Origin of the sequence: Pseudomonas sp. 3JA, from assembly GCF_036961705.1 — a bacterium.
Taxonomy (GTDB): Bacteria; Pseudomonadota; Gammaproteobacteria; order Pseudomonadales; family Pseudomonadaceae; genus Aquipseudomonas; species Aquipseudomonas fluorescens_Q.
The window spans coordinates 76517-98336 of the sequence record NZ_JBAMDJ010000001.1 but is presented as its reverse complement, the minus strand read 5'-3'; the positions used below and the strand labels follow the sequence as shown (position 1 = coordinate 98336).

General features: G+C 60.0%; 19 protein-coding genes. 10 read left to right on the top strand and 9 right to left on the bottom strand.

Annotated features, from left to right (window positions below):
- The first annotated feature begins 12 nt into the window (after positions 1–12).
- The 7 genes from V7773_RS00415 to V7773_RS00385 all read left to right on the top strand — a co-directional run bounded on the left by V7773_RS00415 (position 13) and on the right by V7773_RS00385 (position 11324).
- Positions 13–1647: a hypothetical protein gene (locus V7773_RS00415; protein WP_336071596.1), complete on the top strand. Its 1635-nt coding sequence runs from the start codon at positions 13–15 to the stop codon at positions 1645–1647.
- Positions 1648–1656: 9 nt separating this feature from the next.
- Entirely contained in the window at positions 1657–2367 is a 711-nt protein-coding gene (locus tag V7773_RS00410) for a hypothetical protein (RefSeq protein WP_063321279.1), read from the top strand.
- Positions 2368–2387: 20 nt separating this feature from the next.
- Positions 2388–3503, top strand: a complete 1116-nt coding sequence (locus tag V7773_RS00405) for a hypothetical protein (RefSeq protein WP_063321280.1) — start codon at positions 2388–2390, stop codon at positions 3501–3503.
- Positions 3504–3574: 71 nt separating this feature from the next.
- A complete protein-coding gene (locus tag V7773_RS00400) occupies positions 3575–4516 on the top strand; it encodes a hypothetical protein (RefSeq protein ID WP_063321281.1) in 942 nt (313 codons plus the stop codon).
- 30 nt (positions 4517–4546) lie between these two features.
- The gene (locus V7773_RS00395; RefSeq protein WP_336071591.1) at positions 4547–8461 is read left to right on the top strand and encodes a hypothetical protein; all 3915 of its coding nucleotides are present in this window, start codon (positions 4547–4549) and stop codon (positions 8459–8461) included.
- A gap of 139 nt (positions 8462–8600) precedes the next feature.
- On the top strand, positions 8601–9074 hold the full coding sequence (locus V7773_RS00390) for a (2Fe-2S)-binding protein (RefSeq protein ID WP_072345188.1): 474 nt from the start codon (positions 8601–8603) through the stop codon (positions 9072–9074).
- Between the two features lie 12 nt (positions 9075–9086).
- Entirely contained in the window at positions 9087–11324 is a 2238-nt protein-coding gene (locus tag V7773_RS00385) for a xanthine dehydrogenase family protein molybdopterin-binding subunit (RefSeq protein ID WP_336071588.1), read from the top strand.
- Between the two features lie 45 nt (positions 11325–11369).
- Here V7773_RS00385 and V7773_RS00380 read toward each other — a convergent pair whose 3' ends face one another.
- From V7773_RS00380 to V7773_RS00360, 5 genes are all read right to left on the bottom strand, one after another.
- Positions 11370–12278 carry an AraC family transcriptional regulator gene (locus tag V7773_RS00380; RefSeq protein WP_072345184.1) on the bottom strand — a complete coding sequence of 303 codons (909 nt, stop codon included), beginning with the start codon at positions 12276–12278 and terminating at the stop codon, positions 11370–11372.
- 241 nt (positions 12279–12519) lie between these two features.
- Positions 12520–13266, bottom strand: coding sequence for a YkgJ family cysteine cluster protein (locus tag V7773_RS00375; protein WP_072345182.1), 747 nt, complete (start codon positions 13264–13266; stop codon positions 12520–12522).
- A 228-nt stretch (positions 13267–13494) separates the two neighbouring features.
- A complete protein-coding gene (locus V7773_RS00370; protein WP_336071583.1) occupies positions 13495–14568 on the bottom strand; it encodes an alpha/beta fold hydrolase in 1074 nt (357 codons plus the stop codon).
- 60 nt (positions 14569–14628) lie between these two features.
- A complete protein-coding gene (locus tag V7773_RS00365) occupies positions 14629–15999 on the bottom strand; it encodes an epoxide hydrolase family protein (RefSeq protein ID WP_336071582.1) in 1371 nt (456 codons plus the stop codon).
- A 37-nt stretch (positions 16000–16036) separates the two neighbouring features.
- Positions 16037–16294, bottom strand: coding sequence for a DUF2790 domain-containing protein (locus tag V7773_RS00360; RefSeq protein WP_336071580.1), 258 nt, complete (start codon positions 16292–16294; stop codon positions 16037–16039).
- Between the two features lie 345 nt (positions 16295–16639).
- Here V7773_RS00360 and V7773_RS00355 point away from each other — a divergent pair, with 345 nt between their 5' ends.
- On the top strand, positions 16640–17788 hold the full coding sequence (locus V7773_RS00355) for a MalY/PatB family protein (protein ID WP_336071578.1): 1149 nt from the start codon (positions 16640–16642) through the stop codon (positions 17786–17788).
- 125 nt (positions 17789–17913) lie between these two features.
- On the opposite strand, the gene V7773_RS00350 is transcribed toward V7773_RS00355, so the two are convergent.
- The gene (locus V7773_RS00350; protein WP_336071577.1) at positions 17914–18318 is read right to left on the bottom strand and encodes a VOC family protein; all 405 of its coding nucleotides are present in this window, start codon (positions 18316–18318) and stop codon (positions 17914–17916) included.
- 187 nt (positions 18319–18505) lie between these two features.
- Between V7773_RS00350 and V7773_RS00345 the strand changes: the two genes are divergently transcribed.
- The gene (locus V7773_RS00345) at positions 18506–19363 is read left to right on the top strand and encodes an SDR family oxidoreductase (protein ID WP_092143564.1); all 858 of its coding nucleotides are present in this window, start codon (positions 18506–18508) and stop codon (positions 19361–19363) included.
- Positions 19364–19538: 175 nt separating this feature from the next.
- Here the strand turns inward: V7773_RS00345 and V7773_RS00340 are convergent, their stop codons facing one another.
- Genes V7773_RS00340 through V7773_RS00330 form a run of 3 tightly spaced genes read right to left on the bottom strand, consistent with a single transcriptional unit; the run spans position 19539 to position 21020 of the window.
- Complete coding sequence (locus V7773_RS00340) at positions 19539–19982, bottom strand: DUF421 domain-containing protein (protein ID WP_336071575.1); 444 nt, start codon at positions 19980–19982, stop codon at positions 19539–19541.
- Between the two features lie 7 nt (positions 19983–19989).
- Positions 19990–20508, bottom strand: a complete 519-nt coding sequence (locus tag V7773_RS00335) for a hypothetical protein (protein WP_336071573.1) — start codon at positions 20506–20508, stop codon at positions 19990–19992.
- A gap of 11 nt (positions 20509–20519) precedes the next feature.
- Positions 20520–21020, bottom strand: coding sequence for a CinA family protein (locus V7773_RS00330; protein ID WP_336071571.1), 501 nt, complete (start codon positions 21018–21020; stop codon positions 20520–20522).
- 168 nt (positions 21021–21188) lie between these two features.
- Between V7773_RS00330 and V7773_RS00325 the strand changes: the two genes are divergently transcribed.
- Complete coding sequence (locus V7773_RS00325) at positions 21189–21800, top strand: Yip1 family protein (protein ID WP_336071570.1); 612 nt, start codon at positions 21189–21191, stop codon at positions 21798–21800.
- Positions 21801–21820 lie beyond the last annotated feature (20 nt).

Sequence of the window (21820 nt, the reverse complement as noted above, 5' to 3'; positions counted from 1 at the left end):
GACGGAGCCCCCATGAGCACCTTGATGAGTTTTTTTCTCGACACGCTGCAACCGTGCCTCAACGACCCGAACAACGCCAAGCTGTGGCTGCCCGGACAACTGGTGCAGATGAAGGGAGGCGATGGCAATCTGGTCCTGCCGATACACGCCGACCAGCAGGACCTGGGCTACCTGACCGGCTCCAACGGCGACTATCTCGCCGAGCAATTTGCCGAAAACTGGTCCATCGTCAACCAAGAGGACGCCGTACCCGATCCTAAAAAACCCGATCCGCACCTGAAGCTGTCCGCAGTCCTGGTGGACGGTCTGCAAAACCTCTTCGTCAATCCAGCGTCCTCCACAATCACGGGTCAAGGCTACTCCATCACCCTGCCATTGCTGTTCAATTACTATAACGGAGCCTCAAGACAGACGGACTTGCCGCCGCTGACGATGTCCGGCAACTATCACATCGACCAGTCCCTCCAGATCGGGGACGCACCCAACACTTCGACCACTGACATCGTCGGCAGCGGTGCATTCACAGTGGTGTTCAGCGAATGCATGTTGACGGCGAAGGTCAGCGTGACCATCGAAGGCGCTGGCGCAACGCGCTCGCTGGCCTTCGTAGTGAGCGAACTACTAGTGACCGGCGTGCAGAACAATCCGGTGAGTCTGAACTTCAAGCAGCTCACTCTGGATGGCGACTTTGTGGGCAAAGATCAGCTGATTGAATCGATCAGGGAGGCACTAAACAGCTCCGAAGGCCAGGCAGCCATGGTCGGCGCATTAAGCAGCATGTTGAATTTGCCCTCCAACCTGCAAAGCGTCAACGACATGCTCGGCACACAGGCCGAGAACCTCATGTCCAGTGTGTTCGGCCCCCTCCCTGCCCAAGGCTTGCCCAATGACGACAGTGGCCAGGACGCGGCTTCGCCCGTGGACCTGTTCCTGTTCGATCGCACGCGGGTGGCGCTGAACGAAGCGAACAGTAACTGGTATCTCCCGTGGCAACTCGCGTGCTCGTCGGATCCGGTGCTGGAGCCTTATTCCAATCCTCAGATCGACATACCCGATCAGACGTATGGGGGGCTGAAGTACACCAACATCCAGTTGACCAAACTGACGCTTTCGGGCGGTTCCAACGCCCAAGCACCGCTCTCGGCGGTCACGCTCAGCACTCCGCGGATTGCCGCCACGCTCAGTTTCGGCGCTCTGGCAGAGGGGCCGGTACGACAGCTCGACCGCCCGGGCCCGACGGTCAGCCAGCCCGTTCCACCAGCACCGCCGCTCACCGTGAACGCCGGGTTCTCGCTGACCCAGCAGGGCCTCAAGCCAGTCCTACTGCAGGGCACCCTGACCGCGACCGTGGTCAACCTGCAAAGCTCGCTGACGATCACCCCGTCAGGCGCCGATGTGAATGCCTTGACGCTCACGATCAGCGATATCAGCGCAAACCTGGACAGTGCCCAGATAGATGTGTCGGTGACGCTGACGCCACGCGACACCGCGTTGGAGCAGATCATCGGCCGCTTGTTCCAGAAACCCGAAGTCCAGTCACAGATCGCCAAAGCGCTGAACGATGCGCTCAGCGCCCAGGCGCCGCAGCTATCGGAAGAGTTCAGCCAGATCGCGCGTAAAGCCATCCTCAACCAACTTAACAGTTAGGAGAACATCATGTCCGACAGTCAACTCGTCCAATTGCTGGAAAACATGCTACTGACGCCCGCCTCCGACTTCTACTTGTCCTCGATTCTCTACAATCCGGACGGTAGCGCGCTGGACCCACTGACCATCGCCGAAGTGGACCTGGGCTCATTCACGATCGAAAAGATTCCGATCGACATCGTTATCAAGAAACTGAATATCCTCGGACTGAGCAACAGCCAGGTGAAGCTCGATAATGGAACCGACCCCGAGATCGTCGTCGACGGCAGCACCGTGACCTTCCACGGCAAACAGCCCAATACACAGGATGGGTACCAACGCCCCCCCGCCGTACCCAACCAGATCCAGGCCAGTGGCGAATTGCACGTCAACCTGAACCACATCGACATGCCACCGGGTACTTTCAGCTTGACCATCAACCACGTCGATGACCTGACCGGGGTCTTCAGTGCTACCGAGGCGGTGGATGGACAGCTCGATACCGCAGTCGTCAACTTCAGCGCGTTGTCGGTCAATCCGGTCGTCGGCAATGGCAACATAACGATCGATATCGATCTGGCGACCGTCTTTAAAGCCACCATCAACCAACTGCTCAATGAGGACGCCAACCAGACGAAGCTCATCGCCGCGCTCAACGGCCAGCTCTCCAACCCCAATCTGCTCGCCAGCCTGTCGCAGGTCGCCACCACGGAAGCCCGCAAGGCCTTGGCCACTATCTGATTGAAAAAGGAGTTTCGACCATGTCCACCGATTTCATCGCGGGCCTTTCGCAATCGTTATTGAACAACGCCAGTGAATCCATTTTTCCCACCATCGCGCCCAAGCTGAGCGACACCGCAAACATCCCCGATGCGAACGCGAGTTTGACCTGGAGCGTATCTGCACCACCGACATTCAGTTTGGCCGCCAGCGGTAGCGGTCAAACTTTCATGGTCAGCATGCCGGTGGAGCTGTCCGTGACCGTGGCCGGCGGGGACCCCACCAGCAGCACAGTCGGTGCCAATGCCAGTGCACGGGCCACAGTAGATGGCAACGGTGTGGTGCGTCTGTCAGTGACCGATATCAACTTTGTCACCGATGATCCGTTTGTGAACGAAATCCTGGACGCCTTGAAGAGTGATATCGCCAGCCGGGTGAACAGCCTGATATCCGCCATCGCCATACCGCTGGGGCCCGTCAACGGTATCACCTTTGCCGGATACGCCCTGTTGATCGATGGCGGCAACGCCTATGCGGCGGGCGGATTGTTCTCGCCGGTGGCGATCAGCCAAAAGCAACCGCCATCCAATGGCGGCTTCAACCTGGTACTCACCGAGCCGCTGATCCAACAGGTCGTCGCCAATCTGTGGTGGAGCACAGTACAGAAGACCTATTCGGCCAGCGGTGCCGTCGTGCATCTCAACAGTTACAGCGCTTCGGTCAACAACGGTAACCTGACGCTGACGCTCAACTTGAGCGGTAGCTACAGCTTGGGCCCGGCAGACTGGGATATTTCCATCAGCCCAGTCACCGCGACGCTGCAGGTGGTGGTGGATGCGCAACGTAACATCCGTATAAGCGGCGGCAGTGTTTCTCGCCCATCGGTCAACATCACGCCCTCCAATTTCTGGGCGTGGATGGCAACGTTGGGCGGTGGTGTGATCTCCTCCATTACCCTGGCGATCCTCAACGATGTGGTAGGCGGTCAGATCCAGGAAACGATCCAAGGTCAGTTGGCCCAGACCCTGCTGCAAATTCCGGATCTGAGCGGCAATTTCGAAGGTTTCACTCTGCAGGTGACGCCTGAGAACCTGAACATCACAGGCGTGGGCAATCAGATCCTGCTGACAGGTACCGCCAGCGTCACCGCCAGTTGAACGATATCCCGGCGGAACCAGCGTTGACACCGCCGGGATACCGAAATCGCCTTCACATGGAGTGACCGCCCATGCCGGAAATCGCCGATTACATGTCATGGAATATTGAAAGCCTGTCCTCGAAGAAATGCGCCAAGGACGTCTTTCGCAACGTCAACGTCGCGGCCTGGATCGCCGTGCTGATCGACGAGATGCAGGCTAACGTCATCGGCGTCATGGAAGTGACGCTCGGCACGGGTGAGCAAGCGGTGCAAGTGCTGGTCCAGGCCATCAATGATCGCAAGAAGCTTGTCGGCTCAGGCAGCAAGTGGAAATACGAGGTGTCGCAGCGAAATATTGAAGTCGCCCATACGTTCGCCCGGCGCGCCGACAAGTACGCATTGCTTTGGGACGATGCAAACGTCAGCGTCAGCAACATGGCGGTCGCCACCAGCACCAAGGTGATTTTCGCTGACCGCAATCCATTGTTCTGGAACATGCAGGCCAGAACCGCGGGCAAACCCAAGGAACTCAACTGCCTGCTCTGGCATGCCCCTCAACCCAAGTATCACAAGAAAGATGCGACCATCCAGTTGCTGGCAGATCTAAGCGAAGAGATCGAGATCAACACGGGCAACACGGCCTTTTTGATCTCTGGCGACTTCAACTACAACACGGCCAATGCCGCTACCTATGCGCCTCTGACCAGCCTGAAGTTCTCCGGTATATTCGACGGCGAAAAAACTACCCTTACCTCGTTGAAATCGTTCGTCAATGACATCGCCAATCGCCAGAAAATGATCCAGCAAGGCGATGTTGACGACGCCTTTTTGGCAAGCGCCTACGACAACATATTCATCCGTGGCATCACCTCCAATTGGGAACTCAAGGTCTGCGTTCCCAACGTCGTCCTCCAGGAAATCATGGACAGCTTCACCTTCATGATCGTCACCCGCATGCAGCTGCAACTGGCAATGAAGAATGCCAAGATCATCAGCGACCACATGCCTATCGTCATGACTCTCGAAGAATAACCCCAGCGAACTTCGCTCTCTGATGAAGAAATGGCCATGGATATCCAAACGCTTCGCGAGAACCTCAAGATAGGGCTGGACGGGACGACAACCATCGTTGCCAGTACGGTGACCACGGCAAAATTCGCCGACTTTTACGGGCGCATTTTCGACCATCAACCGCTGACCATTTCCAATGCGAGCATCGGTCCCGACGACGCCGGCAATACAGTGCAGCGCGTCGGCACCGCCTCGCTTTTTCGCCAAGTGGCTAACGCTCCCGTAACAGCCACGTTTGTGCTCGACCCGCAAAGCGGCGACGTCACTGTCCAGTTGATGTTCACTTTGATTGGCACAGGACGAAACTGGAAATTTTCCGACAGTTTCCCGGATCTGCCCGTCAGCTTCGACTTCAGTTCCAGTGTCACCGCTCCCCAGACGTCGGCGCTGGACGATCTCACGCTGACCTCGGCATGGTTCTATGCACTGACCGATGCCACCGTCGTTGATATCGACTTGGGCTCCACCAAGGCGCCAGTGTCGCTGGACGCAGGGCTCGGTTTCGCCGGCATTGTTGAGCTTAACGGCGTACTGCTGGCGCTGGAACATCTGCTGGACGTCAACGACCGTTTCGCGATCGGCGGAAACATCGTCGAACCCTCCGTGCAGGTGTCGCCGCTGCGCGAGATCGTTAACAATTTCCCATGGAAAGAACAAAACTCGCCGCCGGGCATCAGTCTGTTCGTGGACCTGGGACTGGACGTTTCCATTTCCGAAAAGCTTGCGCTTACCCAGACGATCTTCTCGGTTTACAGTCCTTTGAGCGCGAAATGGTGGATGGCCAACCCCAGCTATGAGCCATTCATGGCGATCAGTGGTGCGCTGACGATACCCAGTGCCGGCCTGACCGTTGAGCTGTCATCGAAGATTCCCAAGGGCACTCGCAAGCTGGTGATCACCGGAGAATTCAGCGGTTTCACCCTGAGCAATCTGGCGGACCTGCTGGACCTGGCAGGCACCTCGACGCTAATCGACTACCTGCCGGGGCCACTGCAAGACGCCCTGCATGATGCCGGCAAGCTGCAGTTGCTGGACGCGGCGATCGCACTGACGGGGTCGGGCACCGGCCTTAGCGTCGACTATGTCTACCTGACCGTTGGTATCCCGGACGCTCAATGGAAACTGCTCGGCGATGAGTTTCTGCTCGAATCCATATCCGTTGAGTTCCATGTCACCCTGCCTTTTATCAAGCCTGCACCGGGTGCTTCGATAAATGCGTTGTTCCTGATCGGTAATGCCGCCCAAGTAAACGTTAGCGCCGGCTATCCTGATTTCTTCATTGCCGGCGAACTGGAGGACGCGGTTACGCTGCCGCTGCAGGCGCTGGTCACGCGGTACCTGCCGTCGATCCAGCCGCCGGCCGATCTGACGATCGACATGCTGTCGGTCAACATCGATACCCAGGCCGGCTACAACTTTTACACCGAAATGGCCGACTCCCCAGGGTGGGTCATTCCACTGGGTCCGCACAACCTGGCCATCGAGGACATTCAATTCGGCTTGTCAAAAGGGCTCGGGGCGAACGCTAAGACCTCGGCTCAGTTTGCCGGCGGGCTGGTCTTCGACGACAACCTGACGCTGGCCATGTCTTACGATCCCACTCAGGGGCTAGCGTTGCGGGGTGCCCTGCCCCAAGTCACGTTGAACGGGCTGATCGGCTGGCTATGCAACGCCAAGGATGTACTGCCCAGTGGGCTTGGCGACTTGACGTTTACCGACTCGACGTTGTTGATCACCAAGAACCAGGATCAATTCAAGCTTTCGTTCGGAACCCAGGTTGCCAACGCCGGCTCGCTGGCCTTCGAACTCCTGGACCAACAAGGCACCTGGGGCTTTGCTCTGGGCCTGGACTTGTCCCTGTGCAAGCTGTCGGCGCTGCCAGGACTTGCTTCCATCCAGGCGTTCCTGGATATCTTTCCCATTGCCGGCGAGCAGGTGGTGATCGTTTCCACGCTGAAGAAGTCGGATTTCACCTTTCCGGCTTTGGACCTATTTCAAAATCCGCAGATCAAGTCAAAACAGATCACTATTCCGGCCTGGTCAGGTGGACTGCAGGAAGGCTTCTACTTTTACGCGCAGACCCAATTGAAGCAAAACAGGATCCTGCAAAACCTGGCCAGGATGCTGTCCATTTCGCCAGACACGAACCTGAATGCGGGGATATTCATTGGCACCGATGCCGGCACCCAGGCACGGCTTTTCGCAAATATCAGCACGGTGATCAATCGTTCGGTAACGCTCAGCGGGGCCTTGGGCGTTCAGATACAGGCCGAACAGGTTGAGTTCTATCTGACCGCCACCGCTCGCGCCACCCTCGAGTCGCAACCGGTGCGCTTCGATGTCAGCTTGGCAGTCGTGGAAAACGGCGCATTCGTATCGGGCGACATGGTGGTTGAAAACGATAACGGCACCCTCGACTTCTCGGTATTCAAGCTCAAGAGCTTGGCGTTCGAGCTTGGCATTTCCTTCGAAGGCGAACCTTCGATCGGATTTTCCGCCGAACTGGATATAGCCGACATCGATAGCGCCTTGGCGGTGTTCATCGACACCGTGCAACCTAGCCAGTCAATGGTTGCCGGTGCTGTCAGCGACCTCAGCCTGGCCAAGGTCTTTGACGAGTTGACCGGTGCTACTGCCTCGGACTTGCCCGGTTTCCTGCGCGATGTACTCACCCAGATAGCGGTGGGTCGATTGCACAGCTTCGACAGCGACTGGCAGACCTACCACGATGCCCTGAACCATTACGACCTGGCTAAAATTCGTGAAATGTTCGCCGCCGGTGGCGTTGACCTGCCCGCCGATAGTGGCCAGATCCAGTTGATTGTGAACACGCCGGACCAGATTTGGTACCTGCTCGATCTTTCCACGATGTACCACTACGAAATGCAGCGTAACGGGGGGCAGATCTCGGTGTCCCTGGAAGCGCAACTGTACGTCGTGCCTCAGCCAGTCAGTATCGCCACATTGACGTTCCCACAGGGCTTCCACATTTTTGCCGATATCCAGTTTCTGTGGATCCGAGAACAGATCAAGGTCGAGGTCATGCCGCAAAAAGGCATCGCCTTCAATGTCGAAATGGCGCCAATCGTCATCGGCAATGACAAGCTGTTCAAGCTCACGGGTGCCCAGGGCTCGGGCGGCCCTAGTGTGCTGCTGTGCACCTTCTCGGACGCCACTAACCCGAAACCGTCCTATCGAACGCCCGCATTCATGATCTCCGGTGAAGCTTATCTACTGGGTATCGGCCCGCAAATCGATATCGATATTCGAGCTGACCATTGTCACTTTGAACTCAAGGACACCACTCTCGGTGGTTCGACCTTCAACCTACAGGCCGATATCGACGGTATCGACTCAATCAACGCACAAGGTTCGGCCAGCGTCGGTATTAACGAGTCCATCGATCTTGGACCACTCGGCACGCTGGGCATCGACGACACCATCAATGCCGACCTGGCCTTCGGCACCACAGGCCAGGGAATATTTGCCAACGCCTCGTTCAGCTTCACCTTGGCCAGCAGCACGCATGACATCGCCAGCTTCGACCTGGATGTCGACATTGGTCCTCTGGAAAATCTCCCAGGCATCCTGCTGGAGAAGATCAAACAGTTCTTTGTCGGATTGTTCCAAGACGCGAAGAAATGGTTGGAATACGTCTATCAGGGCATCCTGAAGGGCATTGAAGGGATCGAGCAAATCGGCAAGATCCTCAGAGACACCTTCAAACTTGCGTGGAAGCAGGCCGCCATCTTCCTCCAGGCTGTGGGCTATGCAGCCGAGGACGTGGAGAAGATGTTGATTGCAGTCTTCGACAAAACCGTCGAAGAAGCGCAAGAAATCGTCGACTTCCTGTACAACAGCATCAAGAATTGCGCGATGAAGAGCGGCTTGCTGGCCGTTGCATGAGAAATGCCATTGGTAGCTCTCGTCTGGCGCCCCAGTCAATTTGCAAGATTAGGCAATCATCCGCCCGAATCGTGCAATCGCTCCCAAACATAGCTTTCTATAGTTAACCAGAGCCAAACCATCCGGAGCTGGTACCCCTATGAGCGCCCTCAACATCAATGGCCGTGAATACACGGTCGACGTAGACCCAAGCACCCCGATTCTTTGGACCTTGCGCGACACGCTGGGCATGACCGGCACCAAGTTCGGCTGCGGCGCGGCGTTGTGTGGCGCTTGCACCGTGCACCTGGATGGCCAGGCCATTCGTTCCTGCGTGACGCCCATTGCCGCCGCCGAAGGCAAGAAAATCACCACCATCGAAGCGGCAACCAACGGCAGCGATCCGGTGGGCAGCGCCGTGCACGATGCATGGGTCAAGCATGATGTGGCGCAATGTGGCTACTGCCAGAGCGGCCAGATCATGAGCGCGACCGCTTTCCTCAAGGCCCAACCCAAGGGCAAGCAGCCCACGGCCGCCGAGATCGACTCGGCCATGGCCGGCAACATCTGCCGCTGTGGCACCTACGCCCGTATCCGCGCCGCGGTGGCTGATGCCGCCAAAGCCCTTGCCTGATCGGAGCAGACCATGTTGAACGAGATCTTTCCGAACGAGCGCCCTCGCGCCTTGCAACTCCTGCTTGAACGCGACGAGGCTGACAGCCCCGCTACCCTGCCGCGCCGCAGTTTTCTCAAGATCGTCGGCATCGGCGGGCTGGCCTTGGGGGCGTTTCCACACCTGGCCCTGGCGCAAGAGACCAGTGGCGCCGCTGTGCCGCTCAAACCGAGCCAGCAACCCTCGGCATTCGTGCAAATCGCGCCCAGCGGCGAAGTGACGGCGACCATCAACCGCCTGGAGTTCGGCCAAGGCGTGCAGACCGGCTTGCCGATGATTCTTGCCGAAGAACTCGATGCCGACTGGAGCCTGGTACGCAGTCGCAACGGCAACAGTGACGCCGCCTACATGGACCCGAATTTCGGCATCCACTTGACCGGCGGTTCCAACTCGATCAAGAACAGCTATACCCAGTACCGCGAACTCGGCGCCCGTGCCCGCGCCATGTTGCTGAGTGCCGCCGCCGCGCGCTGGAACGTGGACGTGGCGAGCCTGAGCACCCAGGCCGGCACGGTCCTCGGCCCGGCAGGCCGTAAAGCCAGCTACGGCGAACTGGCCGAAGCCGCGATGGCGATGCCGGTGCCCGAGCAGATCACGCTCAAGGATCCCAAGGATTTCCGCATCATCGGCCAGGCCACGACACGCATCGACGCCAAGGCCAAGAGCAGCGGCCAGCAGGATTTTGGCATCGACATGCATCTGCCGGGGCAGCTCACCGCCGTTGTCGCCCGACCTCCGGTGTTCGGCGCCAAAATCGCCTCCCTGGATGACAGCGCGGCACGTGCCACGAAAGGCGTAAAAGCCGTGTTGCGCGTACCCCTGGACGGCGGTGCCGAAGGTGTTGCGGTGGTCGCCGACGGTTACTGGCAGGCAAAGCTGGCACGCGACACGCTGAAGGTGGAGTGGGATGCGAGCGCTGTAGAAAAAGTGGACAGCGAGAAACAATTGGCTCAATACCGCGAACTGGCCAACCAGCCCGGCCCACTGCACTTTGATGCCGACATGACGCCACTTGCCAGCGCGCCGCATCAACTGGACGCCGAGTTCGTGTTTCCCTACCTCGCCCATGCTCCGATGGAGCCCCTCAATTGCACCGTGCAGCTCGCCGCGGATGGCGCTCAACTGTGGGTCGGTACGCAGTTCCCCGGCGGTGACGGTGCCGCGGCCGCCAAGGTGCTGGGCCTCAAGCCAGAGCAGATCCAGGTGAACGTGCAGACCGCCGGCGGTGGTTTTGGCCGGCGCGGCGTGCCCACCAACGATTTCGTCGTACTGGCTTGCGAGGTCGCCAAGGCCGCGCGCACCGCCGGGGTCAACGCCCCTATCCGCACCCTTTGGAGCCGGGAGGACGACATCAAGGGCGGTTATTATCGGCCCATGCACCTGCACCGTGCGCGCATCGGTTTTGACGACAGCGGCAAGGTGCTCGCCTGGGACCACGCCCTGGTGGGCCAATCGATCATCACCGGCACCGTGTTTGGCGGGCGGGTGAAAAACGGCATCGACCCGACCGCCACGGAAGGCCTGCGTAATCCGTATCCGCTGCCCATGCGGCTGACGGTTCATCACCCCAAGCTCAACGTTCCCGTGCTGTGGTGGCGCAGCGTGGGCTCCACCCATACGGCGTTTGTGATGGAAACGCTGATCGACGAGATCGCCCGCACGACCAAGCAGGATCCAGTGGCCTACCGGATGAAGCTGTTTGGCGACCAGAGCCCACGCCATCGCGAGGCGCTGCAATTGGCCGTGGACAAGAGTGAGTATGGCAAGCGCCCGTTGCCGGCGGGCCATGCCTGGGGCGTGGCGGTCCACGAGTCGTTCAGCTCGGTGGTGGCCTACGTCGTCGAAGCCTCGGTGCAGGACGGTCGTCCGGTGCTGCATAACGTGACGGCCGGTGTGCACTGCAACCTGGCGGTCAACCCTCGCAGTGTCGAGGCCCAGGTCCAAGGCGCGGCGCTGATGGGATTGTCGATGTGCCTGCCAGGTGGCGCGATCACGCTGAAAGATGGCGTGGTGCAACAAAGCAATTTTGCTGACTTCAGCGTGCCGCGCATTACTGACATGCCGACATTTGCCGTCCACATCGTGCCCAGCGCCGAGCCTCCTACGGGGATGGGTGAACCCGGCCTGCCGGCACTGGCCCCCGCTTTTGCCAACGCGGTGGCGAGCCTCACGGGTAAACCGTTGCGTGAGTTACCTTTCAAATTGGCGTGACAGGCTGTGAGGCTGTCTGGCCGCAACGCCAGACAAGCCTCACGATCACAAGCGAATGCGCTTGATATCCCGCTGCGGTGGCGCGCCGAACAGGCGGCTGTATTCGCGGCTGAACTGCGAGGCACTTTCATAGCCAACCAAGCCCCCTGCACTGCTCGCATCGACATTCTGGCTCAACATCAACTGCCGAGCGGCTTGTAGCCGCAGCTGCTTCTGGTATTGCAACGGACTCATTCCGGTCACGGTGCGAAAATGCTGGCGAAACGTGGATGGACTCATGTGCGCTTGTGCCGCCAGATCGTCCATACGCAACGCCTGGCGAAAATTCAGTTTCAGCCAGGCAACCGTCTTGGCGATGTGCTGGCTGGGTGACCCGGCAGCGATCACATGCAGCAACTGTGGCGCGTGGGCACCGCTCAACAGGCGCGCGATGATCTCTTCCTTGATCAGCGGAGCGACTGTCTCAAGCAGCGACGGTTCCTCCAGCAGGTCTATCAAGCGTCGCAGGGCGTCCAGCACCCTGGTATCCAGGGCTTGTACGGTAACCGGTCGAAACGCGTCGTCCCTCATGCGTTGTGACAACTGCATACGCTCGGCCACCTGCATCACCATCGTGCTGTCGAATCTCAGCATCATGCCCAGGAACGGCTTGGCGACGCTGGCTTGGGAGATGTGGGAAATGACCGGCAGATCCACGCAGGTCACCATCGACTGGCCCGGCGCGTAAGTCAGTATCTCGTCCCCGAGCATGGCTTGCTTGCGGCCCTGCAAGGTCACGCCGAGACCCAGGCCATAGATGCAGTGCGTCGGCGCGGTGATCGCGTTGCGCCGATGTAGGCTCAAGCCGGCAATGGCGGTGATCTGGTCGCCCTCGCTGGGCACAAGCTGGCTGACCGAACCGGCCAGGCGACTGATGTCGCTGACGCCCTGGTCGCAGTTGAAGTCGGTGTGCACATTTCACTCCTTGAAAACATCGGACCCACGCCTTGCGGTGATGCGAACACTGTTCGCCATCACCGTAAGTCGTTGATCAATATGGACGCAGTATGCTGGGTCGGCGGTTCGAGTCGCTTGCCTGATTGACGCAATTTCTTACTCGATTTAACGATCCGTAGCTCGCATCAGTCACCTCGGGCCAGAAATGACAATATGTTTCAGGAGTTGGGGGGCACAAAGTGATGGTTTGGCTGGGTGCCTAAAGATTCTGGAAGATGTAGCCGGTTGACCGTTGATCATCCAGCGCGACCCCCACTTGCAGCAGGCGTTGGGCCAGGGCCGGCGTTTCGACCCGCACTTTCCAATCCAGGCCTGTCGGTGCCACGGGGGCGCGATCGTAGCGAATGATCGCTTCAGTCAACTGCGCCCTATCAGGCAAGTACACCGCCAACGCGTTGCCCTTCCAAGCGGCGACGTTCATGCCCATCGCTTCACACAGCGCAATCTTGGCCTGGGCATCGTCCCTGTCCGCCTGGCGGGAGCGTTCGATCTGATCGGCCAGGATCGGATCGACAACGCGGTCGCTGAACAAGACCTCGCCCGTCTCCCAGACCTCAGGCGGGCAGACCTTGTCGGCAGGACGCAAGGCAATGAGCGGATTGATTTCCATCGGATAGATTCGACAGACCAGCGGCCGCTCTTCATAGATGCCGCAACGACCATCGTCGCCGAGATTGCGGCACTGCGTCAGCGCATTGCCCGCCAGTACCGCCACGACTCGAATCTGGGCATCGCCACTGGTGACGGCCACGGCCCGTTGGGCGCTGTGGGCGAATTGCCTCGGCTCGGAAGGCCAGGTTGACTCATCGAACGCCTCCAGTATGACCGCTACCTCATGTCCGCGGTGTAGCCACTGCCTTGCCTCATCCAACGTCAGTGGAATCAGCCGCCCCTTGCAGCAGATGCCGCAGCCGTTGCAGGCAAAGCGGATCGTGTTGTTTTCCATATCAAGCACTCGCACACGTGTTTTCGATGCCCTACAGAAGTCCCTGCCACTCGGATACCGCTGTGGCAGGGCCGCAGGGCCGCGAGAGTATGTGGAGCGAAACGCCTATCCGGTTGCCGGATTCGCCGGCATGTTTGCCTGATCCAAGGTGATTTGAGGTATCAGCCTTTTGGGAGGCGAACCCGTTGTTTCGGGTTCCCCTTCACTTCAGATGCCGGGAACGCGGCCTCACTGGAGGTGATCGGCGTCGATCACGGCCTGGGCGAACGCTCGCGGTGCTTCTTGCGGCAAGTTGTGGCCGACACCGCCATCGATCAGGCGATGTTCGTATTGGCCAGTGAAACGCTTGGCATAGGCTTCGGCGGGCGGATGAGGAGCGCCATTGGCATCACCCTCCAAGGTGATGGTCGGCACGCTGATCGACGGGAACGTCGCCAGTTTCTTTTCCAGTGCATCGTATTTGGCCTCGCCCTTGACCAGGCCCAGGCGCCAGCGATAGTTGAAGATTGAAACGGCGACATGATCGGGGTTCTGCAAAGCGGCGGCACTGCGCTCATACGTTGCGTCATCGAAGTTCCACTTGGGCGACGCCAGCTTCCAGATCAGTTTGGCGAAGTCGTGGGTGTTTTTCTCGTAACCGAGGCGGCCGCGCTCGGTCGCAAAGTAGAACTGATACCACCACTGCAGTTCGGCGGCCGGTGGTAGCGGTGTCTTGCCGGCCTCCTGGCTGCCGATCAGGTAGCCACTCACCGCCACCAGCGCCTTCACCCGCTCCGGCCAAAGGGCCGCGACAATGTCGGCGGTGCGTGCGCCCCAGTCATAACCGCCGAGCACGGCCTGCTTGATCTTCAGCGCGTCCATGAAATCAATCAGATCGCTTGCCAGTGCAGAAGGCTGGCCGTTGCGCAGGGTCTTGGCCGACAGGAAGCGCGTGTCGCCATAACCGCGGGCGTACGGGATCAGCACGCGATAGCCCTTCTCTGCCAGCGCGGGTGCCACATCCGCGTAGCTGTGAATGTCATAGGGCCAACCATGCAGTAGGATGACCACCGGCCCATCGGCGGGACCGACCTCGGCATAGGAAACGTCCAACAGGCCAGCCTTGACGTGCTTCAGCGCGCCGAACGAGGTGTGACTGCCCGGTGTAATGGCGCCAATGGTGCTGGCAGGTACATCGGCGGCGTTAGCCTGCGACGAAGCGAAGCCCAAGGCGCCCAATTGCATCATCGCGAACACCAGGAGGGCTGGGGTGAACAAGCGACCATGGCGCGCTGCGGATGGGTGGTTCAGAGTCGTGTCCATGTGAATCTCTCTTACGAATGGCGGGTGAGCGGCTCCCGGTTCTGAGCCGCCAGGAAAGGTTTAATGAGCGGTCTGGGCGACGGTGTCTTTCACGGCGCTACGCAATGGCCGGAATGCCTCGCGCAACTCTTCGCTGAACAATTGCGGCTGCTCCCAGGGAGCGAAATGGCCGCCCTTGCTGACTTCGTTGAAGTAGGACAGCGATGGGTAGGCGCGCTGGGCCCAGGTTTTCGGTGCACGGTAGATTTCGTGGGGGAACACGGTGATCGCTACCGGGACCTTGATGTCAGCGGTTTTTTGCGCCACCGCGCTGAAGTTATTGTTGTTGTTCTCCCAATAGAAACGGGAGGACGATGCGCCGCTGTCGGTCAGCCAGTACAGGCTGATGTCGTCGAGCATTTCATCGCGACTGAGCACACGCTCCGGCTTGCCTTCGCTGTCAGTCCAGGCGGCAAATTTCTCGTACATCCATGCCGCTGTGCCCGAGGGCGAATCTGCCAGCAGGTAACCGATGGTCTGCGGCCGGGTCACCATCATCGCGCCGTAGGCTGCATTGCGGCCGAAGAAGCTGCTCAGCGAGTTGTAGGCAGTGCGTTCTGAAGCGCTCAGCCCGGCCGGTGCCGGTTCGCCGCTGTTGATCGGCTTCACCAGCTCCGGCGGCACGGTCGCCGGCATGTTCAAATGGATACCCAGCAAACCGGGCGGCGCCAGGCGGCCCAAGGCGTCGGAGATGACCGACCCATGATCACCGCCCTGGGACACGTAATGGGTGTAGCCCAAGCGCTTCATCAGCACGTCCCAGGCCTTGGCCACGCGGTCCGGGCCCCAGCCCAACTCGGTCGGCTTGCCGGAAAAGCCGTGACCTGGAATCGATGGAATCACGACGTCGAAAGAGTCCTCGGCACGCCCCCCGTAGGCGGTCGGATCGGTCAACGGGCCGATGGTCTTGAGGAACTCGAATTGCGAACCCGGCCAGCCATGGGTAAGGATCAGCGGCATGGCGTTGGGATTGCGCGAACGCACATGAATGAACTGGATGTCGACACCATCGATCGTGGTGATGAACTCGGGCAATGCATTGAGCCTGGCCTCGGCCTTGCGCCAGTCATAACCGTTGCCCCAATACTTCACCAAGTCCTGTACCTGGGCCAGTTGCACGCCCTGGGAAACGTCATTGACGGTTTCCTTGTCCGGCCAACGGGCGTCGGCAATGCGCTTGCGCAGTTCGGCCAGCTTCGCGTCATCGACATGGATGCGGTATGGGCGGATGGCCTCGGATTGAGACGATTGAACCGTACTGGCTGGCGCGACCGCGGCGGTGGCCGCCCAGGCACCCGGGCTGGCAGCGAGCAGTGCGAGACTGAGCGCACTGCCCCTGGCGGTGTGAACCAGGCAACGGTGCCAGGCGCAAACGGATGAAATTGCAAGCATGATGACTCTCCTTGAGTGAGCGGCCCACGGACCTGGATCAATTGTCCTGAGCGCAGTCCTGGGCGACGGCGTTGTAGTCCAGTGCCTGGATCTGGCCGGCCGAGTCCAAATAGGTCATGCGTGTCTCCACGACGCCGCAGCCCGAGCCTTGCTTGACCGAAAGCACCTTGGCGACATCCAGGTGGTCGCCATACAGGTAGGTGTGAGGCTTGATGCTGCCTTGGGCATTGGCCACGACAGCGCCAAGGCTCAGTGCGGCAAACAAGGAAGCGATGCCGAGGTTTTTCCAGTTCATGATGTTATCTCCGACGTGGGGTGAGCCAGTGAGACGGCTGGGGCTGTCTCGGTGGGCTCATTTGACGTCGGTCAGGTATCGCGCATGTGTCAGCGACGGCCTGGAGTGCAACGGTGCGTATCGACAGTGGCGCTTGATACATGGAGATACATTCGTGCCAGAGGACTGCGCTAGCGCGAGGCGCTCGAAAAAAGACCTGCTGTGCTGCCTTGCCTTTGCGCAAGCAACTCCAGTGCGGCGCGAGCCTGTCGAGTTACGTGCGTCGAGCTACAGATTCGCCTGGCCCCGACAATTGGCCTTTGCTTTATGATGTTCGCCATCTCATGACTGACTGATGGAACCCCCATGACTTTCGATTTCGACACGGTATTGGAACGCCACGGCACCGGCAGTACCAAATGGAGCCGCTACCCGGCCGATGTGTTGCCGATGTGGGTCGCCGATATGGACTTCCCCGCCCCACCGGTGATCATCGACGCGCTGCACAAGCGCCTGGAACATCCGATGCTGGGCTACAGCGTGGCCCAGGACGATCTGCGCGCCGCCGTCGTGGCCGATCTGTGGAGCAAGTACGCCTGGCGCGTCGAGCCCCAGCAGATTGTGTTCCTGCCGGGTGTCGAGCCGGGCTTCAACATGGCCCTGCATGCCTTGGTAGCGCCCCAGCAGAATGTCGTGGTGCAGGTGCCCAACTACCCGCCGCTGCGCAACGCCCCAGGTCACTGGCAGTTGAACAAAGTGGAATTGCCATTCCACCCGGTCAACGGTGAATTCCACACGCCATTGGCTGCGTTGCGCGAGGCCTTGCAGGGCGGTGGCGCGCTGTTGCTGAGCAATCCTCACAACCCGTTGGGCAAGGTGTTTGACCGCCAGGAACTCAAGGCCGTGGCAGACATCTGCCTGGAGCAGGACGCCTGGATCATCTCCGACGAAATCCATGCCGAACTGTGCTTCGACGGCCGTGTGCACATTCCAACCGCCTCCCTCAGCCCGGAGATTGCCGAGCGCACCATCACCCTGATGTCCGCCAGCAAGGCCTTCAATATCGCCGGGTTGAAGACCTCGTTCGCCATTATCCAGAACGCCAAGCTGCGCGAACGGGTCAACAGCGCCCGGGCCGGCATGGTCGACAGCGTCAATGCCCTGGGCCTTGAAGCGACCCGTGCGGCCTATAGCGAAGCCGGCCCGTGGCTAGAGGCCCTGAAGGCGTACCTGCAAGCCAACCGCGATTACCTGGTCGATGCAGTGAACACTCGCCTGCCGGGCATCACCATGACCGTACCCCAGGGCACTTACCTGGCTTGGCTGGATTGCTCCGGGTTGGGACTGGATGACCCGCAGGGCTTCTTCCTGAAAGAAGCCAAGGTGGGGCTGAGTGCCGGCCTGGATTTTGGCGACGACGCCGGTCAGTTCGTGCGCTTGAACTTCGGCTGCCCGCGGGCGCTGCTGGAGGAAGGGATCACGCGGATGGAGCGCAGCCTGAAGGCCAGGGGCTGATCCTGTGGCGAGGGAGCTTGCTCCCGCTGGGCTGCGAAGCAGCCCTCAGATAGGGGCCGCTACGCGCCCCAGCGGGAGCAAGCTCCCTCGCCACACAAGCTCCTAGCTGCAATGGGATCTGTGCTTTATTCATGCATATCCGGCGCATGGACAAAGCACAGCTTGTTGCCCTCTGGATCGCGGCAATAGGCCCCGAAATAGCCTTCGCAATACTGCGGCCTCGGGCCGGGAGCGCCTTCGTCAGAGCCGCCCATGGCAATCGCCTGCTCCCAGGCAGCACGCACGGTTTGCGGGGAGTCCGCGGCGAAGCTCACTTGCATGCCATTGCCCCACGTAGCGGGCAGGCCATTGAAAGGCAACTGGACGAAAACCTGGGGCCAATGCTTGCCGGGCTGACGCCAGCCTTCTCCCGGCGGGCCCGAATCATTTTCGCCCTCGATGCGCTCCAGCCCCAGGCAGCCGAGGACTGCGTTATAAAAAGCGACCATCGTCGGCAGATCGCGCGCGCCGATCTGTATGTGGCTGAACATTGCCCTGCTCCTTAAACGACACCTGTACTCACATTGGAGAATACAGGCCCGTCCAATGTTCGCCAGGCCCCTCTATTCGCCGACGAAACACGCCTTATTACGCTCATCGACTGGCCGGACAATTCGACCGAACTCTGCCCGAAAACCCAAAGTCCACCCTCCATCGCAACCCACCTGGAGAACGACGATGGTCGACTACCCTTTCCCGCCTTTCCCTAAACAAAGCCAGCCGGTGCCCGGCAGCCAGCGCAAAATGGACCCTTACCCGGACTGCGGCGAACAGAGCTACACCGGCTCCGGACGATTGGCGAACAAGATCGCCCTGATCACCGGCGCCGACAGCGGCATCGGTCGTGCCGTGGCCATTGCCTTCGCCCGTGAAGGCGCGGACGTGGCGATTGCCTACCTGGACGAGCATGAAGACGCCCGGGAAACCGCGCGCTGGGTCGAGCAGGCCGGGCGCCAATGCCTATTGCTGCCCGGTGATCTGGCGGACAAAGGCTTGTGCCGCAAGATCGTCGATGAAACCGTCGCCCGCTTCGGGCATATCGACGTCCTGGTCAACAACGCCGCATTCCAGATGACCCACGAAAACCTGGAGGATATTCCCGACGAAGAATGGGTGCGTACCTTCGATATCAACATCACCGCGATGTTCAGGATCTGCCAGGCCGCCGTGCCGCACATGAAGCCGGGTGGCTCGATCATCAACACCAGCTCGGTCAACTCCGACATGCCCAAGCCGACGCTGCTGGCCTATGCCACCACCAAGGGCGCCATTGCCAACTTCACCGGCGGCTTGGCGCAAATGCTCGGCCCCAAGGGCATCCGTGTGAACAGCGTGGCACCCGGACCGATCTGGACGCCGCTGATCGTGGCGACCATGCCCGAGGAAGAAGTACAGAATTTCGGCTCCCAGACGCCCCTTGGCCGTCCCGGCCAGCCGGTTGAAGTGGCGCCGATCTATGTGCTGCTGGCCTCGGACGAAGGCAGTTACATTTCCGGAGCCCGTTATGGGATTACCGGGGGCAAGCCGATGCTCTGATCAAGGTTGAGACTGCTTTTGTGGCGAGGGGATTTATCCCCGCTAGGCTGCGAAGCAGCCCTAAAAAGCTCACCTGGTATATCAGGCTGATCCCGAGTGTTGGCCTATTGGGGCTGCTTCGCAGCCCAACGGGGATAAATCCCCTCGCCACAATGAAGTTCGCCAGCACTCGGGGTTACTCCTTGGCAATCACCGAAATCTTCCCATTGCGCTCGATGATCGCGAACTTGATCTGTTCCAGGGTCTCGATGCCCTGGCTGGAGCGTGCCGCCTCCATGATGTCCGCCTCCACCAACCGCGCATGACGCATCCGCCCGTGCAGAATTCGTCCGTCCTCGACGATGATGGTCGGGCCACCGTCGATCAGGCGCGAAACCCATTGAGAGCGCAGTTTGAGCAATGAGAAGCCGACATCGATGGCAATCAGCGTCACGATCACCATCAGCGCGTTGGTCATCGAGAAATCATCCCCCAATAGCGCCTGTTGAGTGGCCTCGCCGATGATCATCAACAACACGAAATCAAAGGTGGTGATTTCTGCCAGCGAACGTCGCCCGGCGATCTTGAACAACACCATCAACGCCGCGTACATCACGGCCGCTCGCAGCACCGAATCCATAGGTCACCTAAGGAAAAATGAACTGATTGAAACTCACCGAGGCACCGCCAGGGGGTGCGATGCGGCTGTGATAGGTCCCGAAACCGTCGCCGAGCAATGACAGGTGCAGGCTGGCCTGCCCTCGTTCATCGGCCTGTACCCAGAGGGTCATGCCCTGCCCCGCGCCCGCCGAGCGCAGCGGTGCAGGTTGCAACGCTTGCACCTCGAAACCTTCCAGCCAATCGCCACCCAACTCGACTTCCAACACGGCGTTGGGCTGGCCCTTGAGACGGATGACCAGGACGTTGCTGGAGCCGTTGCGGTGGAAGGCCTGATACTCGACGCCCAGGCTGCCGTCGTCGCTGTGCAGCTCCCGGTTGCTCAGCGGGCCACGGGAGAACAGCCCCAGCAAGGCCAGGATCACCAACAGCACCAACACGTACCAGCCAACTCGCTCGAAACGCCAGACCTTGTGCTGGAACGCCATGTCTTCGCATACCGGAAACTGGCGGCTCCGGTGGTCGTCCTGCTCGTATGGATCGCTCATGGCCCGCCCTCCTATCGCCGCTCGCCGGCCATGGCGCGCTGGTGAAAGCCGGCCAGTTGTTGCAGCACGTATTCGGCGGCCCACAATTGCACCTGACCGCGACTGCCGAAGAAGCGCACGCAACGGCTGAACAGTGCTCGCTGACCGTCCACATCGAACGCCCAGGCAAAGCAGACGGTGCCGGCGGGTATTCCGTCCTTGTCGTCTGGCCCGAGCAGACCGGTGGTGGCCACCGCCGCATTGGCATTGGCGTCGTGCAAGGCGCCGAGGGCCATTTCCTCGGCGACTTCACGGCTGGTGAGATTGAAGGTCTCGATGGTGCGTGGGCTGACACCGAGCAAGCGCTGCTTGGCCTCCGGGGAGTACACCACATAACCGCTTTCGATCAGTGAACCACTGCCGGGCACCTCGGCCAGCAATGTGACGATCTGTCCGGCGGTGCAGGATTCGGCTGTGGTCAGGCGCAGGTCATGATCGCGCAAATAATCAACCAGGATTTGGGCAACAGTCATGGCAGACGGTCCTTCGGGGATGCTGATGGGTTGACCTCTACCGTTGTGTTTCATTCCCTTTATCGCCCCGTCGGCCAGGACCAGCAAATAAATGAAACCCGAGCCTTTTTCTGTACCTCAAACTCCATAAGGGCCTCATGCAGAGGCCGTCCTGATCAGGAGGTCGTCATGTCCGCACCTTTCGTCAAACTGTTCACGCAGCCCGAATTCGCCTGGGCCGACATACGCGAGCAAGAACAGGCGCATCCACGCCATTACCTGGCTCATTTGCTGCTGCTCGCGCTGATCCCCGCGGTATGCCTGTTCATCGGCACCACTTGGACCGGATGGAGCCTGGCCGAAAACGAAACGGTACGACTCAGCAGTGCCAGCGCGCTTCAATTGTGCGTGCTGCTGTACGTGACCATCGTCGTCGGCGTCACGTTGATGGGGCTGTTCATCCGCTGGATGTCCCGCACTTTCGAAGCGCGCCCGACGGTCAACCAATGCATCGGCTTCGCCGCCTATACCGCAACGCCGTACTTCCTGGCCGGAATCTTCGGGCTTTACCCGAGCCGCTGGCTGGCCGTGGCAGTGCTTTTACTGGCGTCGGCCTACTCGACGTTCCTGCTGTTCGTCGGGCTGCCCAAGTTCATGGGCCTCAAGAAGGAACAGGGCCTGCTGTATTCGGCAAGTGTCTGGGGCGTGGGCCTGCTGGTCCTGGTGACGATCCTGGTGGAAATGATCCTGCTCTGGTTCAACTACCTGCAGCCGGAATATATGCGTGTCCCGGTGGGCTGAATGCGTTTTCGGGGTGCACA